The 4,131-nt window shown below is 62.5% G+C and carries 2 protein-coding genes and 1 pseudogene; 2 read left to right on the top strand and 1 reads right to left on the bottom strand.

Annotated elements, in window-relative coordinates:
- Positions 1-988: ABC transporter transmembrane domain-containing protein (locus Q0341_RS08220; RefSeq protein ID WP_299511977.1), on the bottom strand; the 988-nt coding region annotated here is incomplete at its 3' end.
- 174 nt (positions 989-1,162) lie between these two features.
- On the opposite strand from Q0341_RS08220, the gene cphA reads away from it, so the two are divergent.
- Together cphA and Q0341_RS08210 are read left to right on the top strand one after the other, a co-directional pair.
- The gene (gene cphA / locus Q0341_RS08215; RefSeq protein WP_299511974.1) at positions 1,163-3,337 is read left to right on the top strand and encodes a cyanophycin synthetase; all 2,175 of its coding nucleotides are present in this window, start codon (positions 1,163-1,165) and stop codon (positions 3,335-3,337) included.
- 34 nt (positions 3,338-3,371) lie between these two features.
- Positions 3,372-4,131: pseudogene (locus Q0341_RS08210) on the top strand (cyanophycin synthetase); the annotation flags it as partial.

Below are 4,131 nucleotides of genomic sequence, written 5' to 3'. Positions count from 1 at the left end.
CATCGGTGGCGAAGTCCAACAAATGCAAGGACAAAAACACGTTGATGCGGTCGGTTTCGCTGCCAATGCGGGCGATCAAATCACCGGTGCGACGGTCTCCAAAATACGCCAAGGAAAGTTTGAGCAAATGCTCGTACGTGGTGGTGCGCAGGTCGGCCCCAATGCGCTCAGACACCAGCGCCAAGATGTAGGTTTTGGCCCAGCCCAGACCCCAAGCCAGCAAAGCCGAGCCGAGCAAACCCAGCAAGTACAGCACCACCAAACCCGGATCGATGTGCGCGCCATTCTGGTACGGAATCAGCACATCGTCCATCAGCGGCATGGTCAGATACGGCGGCACCAGCGTGGCGGCGGTGGAAGCCAAGGTGAGCAAAAACCCGATCAGCAACGACCGCTTGTAAGGGCGCGCAAAACGCCACAGTTTGAGCAGGGTCCAGGTGGAAGGCGGGTTCAAGTCTTCTCGGCTGCAAACAGGGCAATCGTCATCGCTCTCGCTCAGTTTGGCCTGGCACACCGGGCAAACGGGGCACAAGGCGGCATGCCCTTGGGCCGGGCTGGTTGCCGCAGAGCCATCGGCCAAATCTTGCCCACCAGCTGCAAGGCCTTGGGCCCTTTGGCGCTGTTGCGCCTCAAATTGGGCCACCCAACGAAAAACCGACTCTTGCAGGCCCAGCGTGAAGCGCCAGACCGCCAAACGGCCTTGGAGATCTGACAAGGCCAGCTGGCCCACCCCAGCATGGTCAGTCTGGTGCCAACGCTGCTGCGCAGACAAGGGCCAGCTTTGCCAGATTTTTTGCGCTGCGGCAAATGACAACACGCGCTGATCGGTCAAAATCAAAGCAACTTTGTTGAACTGCAAGGACGCATCCAGGTCAACCAAAAGCCAGGCTGTTGCGTTCTCATTGGGTTGCAGCCTCGATTGCACCTCTGCATGCCACTCGGCCGGAACGACCAAACGCCAAGGCGCAGAGGAAAGTAGTGAAGACATGAAGGCTGAACCCCAAAGAATCCGGCCCGCCTCGGTGGCGAGTCGAAAAAAACACACACCGATCTGGTCTCAACCGCCAGTCCACGCCATGAACCTGTTGAACCCTGAGCCAGCCACCAGAACACTGGCCGCCACCACGATCGAGCGCCGATTCTATCGCTGCGCCCTTCCAGCATGAGCACACACGCCATCCAAATTCTGCGCATGACCCACTTGCGCGGTCCCAATATCTGGACTTACCGCCCAGTCATCGAGGCCTTGATCGACATCGGCGACCTGGAAGACTGCCCCTCCAACACCCTGCCCGGTTTCGGGCAGCGTCTGGCGGCTTGGTTGCCCGGCCTGGTGGAGCACCGCTGCAGTGTGGGCGAGCGCGGCGGCTTTTTGAAGCGCCTGGAAGAAGGCACCTGGCCAGGCCACATCCTGGAGCATGTGGCGCTGGAGTTGCAAAGCCGTGCCGGCATGCAAACCGGTTTTGGCAAAGCCCGCGAAGCCGGTCCGCGAGGGGTCTACAAAGTCGTCATCCGAACCCGCCACGAGGCCGTGAGCCGACAAGCCCTGCAATCGGCACGCGACCTGATTTTGGCGGCCATCGCCGACCAGCCTTTCGATGTGAGTGCCGAAATCGCCAAACTGAGCCACATGGTGGACAGCCTGTGCATTGGCCCAAGCACGGCCAGCATCGTCGACGCCGCTGGCGACCGGGGTATCCCCAACATCCGCCTGAACGACGGCAACCTGGTGCAATTGGGTTACGGCCATCGGCAACGGCGCATCTGGACCGCCGAAACCGACCGCACCAGCGCCATTGCCGAAGGCATCTCCAAAGACAAAGACCTGACCAAGCAGCTGCTGAGCATGTGCGGCGTGCCGGTGCCCGAAGGCCAGACCGTGGACAGCCCGAGCGCCGCTTGGGAGGCTGCCCAAGAACTGGGTTTGCCCGTTTGCGTCAAGCCCTCCGATGGCAACCACGCCCGGGGGGTGTCGCTGGAGCTGTCACGCCAGGAAGACATTGAAGCGGCCTACGGCATCGCCCTGGCCGAGGGCAGCGAAGTCATTGTTGAGCGTTTTATCCAGGGCGAAGAGCACCGCCTGCTGGTGGTGGGCGATCAGGTGGTGGCCGCCAACAAAGGCGAAACCGCCAGCATCACGGGCGATGGTGTGCACACCGTGCAGCAGCTCATTGAACTGCAGATCAATTCCGACCCCCGTCGCGGTGAAGAAGAAGGCTTTCCGCTGGACACCATCCGACTGGACGAACACACCACCTCCTTGCTGGAGCTCAAACGCCAAGGCCTGAGCGCCGACAGCGTGCCCGAAGCGGGCCGCCCGGCGCTGATCATGCGCACGGGCAACATGTCGATGGACGTGACCGACCTGGTGCACCCCGATGTGGCGGCCCAAGCCGTGCTGGCCGCCCGGGTGGTGGGCCTGGACATCGCCGGGATCGACTTGGTGGTGCAAGACATCGCCAAGCCGCTGGGGCCACAAGGCGGCGCGATGGTCGAAGTCAATGCCGGCCCGGGCTTGCTGATGCACCTGAAACCGGCCACGGGCCAAGCCCGCCCGGTGGGCCAGGCGATTGCGCGGCATTTGTTCAAGCCCGATGACAACGGCCGCATTCCGGTCGTGGGTCTGATGGGCGATGGCGACACCACACGCGTTGCCCGATTGCTGGCTTGGTTGCTGCACCTGAAGGGCCTGCACACCGGGCTGTCGTGCGCCGAGGGGCTGTTTTTGAACCAGCGCCAACTGCAGGCCAGCGACGCCATGGACTGGGCGCAAGCGCAGCGCTTGCTGATCAATCGGGGCGTGCAAGCGGCCGTGTTTGAAAGCGATGCCTGCCACCTACTGACCCAAGGCCTGCCCTATGACCGCTGCCAAATTGGCATCGTCACCCGCATGCCCCGCGCCACTGGCTTGGACGACCTGTACCCCGGCGGGGATGAAAAAATGCCGGGCTACATCCGCACCCAAATTGATGTGGTGTTGCCCGAAGGCACGGCGGTGCTGCATGCGGCCGACCCCCAAGTGGCCGCACTGGCAGACCATTGCGACGGCAGCGTGCTGTTTTATGCCGACGACGAACACCACCCCACTTTGAGCGCACACCGTGCCCAAGGCCATCGTGTGGGCTTTTGGCGTGAGGCCCAACTGGTGTTGGCCGAAGGCAGCAAAGAACATCTGGTGTTGTCCAGCCAACGACCCGCTGTGGCCCGTCTTTTGAAACTGGGCAACTTGACCACCCGCGACATGCTGGTGGCAGCTTGCGCGGCGTGGGCATTGGACATGGGCACCGACCTGATTCGGGCTGGTGTCAAAAGTTTTGGCACCCCACCTACCGCCTGAAACCCGGCCCACACTTCTCCAGGAAACCCTGTTCATGCAAGTCTCCCGAATTCGCGCTTTGCGCGGCCCCAACTTGTGGAGCCGCCACACCGCCATGGAAGCCATCGTCACCTGCACACCCGAGGGCAGTGGCTTGTCAGCCCAGCACCCCATCGAGCAGCAACTGCGGCGCATCTTCCCTGAGGTCGGCCCCTTTGACGGGCAACGCCCGGGTGAGGCCGCCACCTTGGCGCATGCCCTCGAAAAAGTCACGCTCAGCCTGCAAATCCACGCTGGCTGTCCCGTGTCGTTCAGCCGCACCACCCCGACCGAAGAACCTGGTGTATTTCAGGTGGTTGTGCAAAACACCGAAGAAGCGGTCGGCCGATTGGCGCTGGAACTGGCGACGCAATTGTGCCAAGCCGCCATCCAGGGGATCGGTTTTGACCTGGAAGCCGCCATGGCCCAACTGCACGAACTCGATGAAGACGTGCGTCTGGGGCCATCCACTGGTGCTATCACCGATGCCGCCGTGGCCCGGGGCATCCCAATCCGCCGGCTTACCCCAGGCAGTCTGGTGCAATTGGGCTGGGGCGCACAGCAGCGCCGCATTCAGGCCGCCGAAACCGACACCACCAGCGCCATTGCTGAATCGATTGCGCAAGACAAAGACCTGACCAAAAGCCTGCTCCACGCAGCAGGGGTGCCTGTGCCCACAGGTCGCCCGGCCCACAACCTCGCTGAAGCCTGGGCCATTGCCCAGGAAATCGGGCTGCCCGTGGTCCTCAAACCGCAAGATGGCAACCAGGGCAAAG

It is taken from the genome of uncultured Limnohabitans sp., assembly GCF_937889215.1.
In the GTDB taxonomy this organism is placed as follows: domain Bacteria; phylum Pseudomonadota; class Gammaproteobacteria; order Burkholderiales; family Burkholderiaceae_C; genus Limnohabitans_A.
The sequence above is the reverse complement of the archived record's forward strand: the minus strand, read 5'-3'. Positions and strand labels throughout refer to the sequence as shown.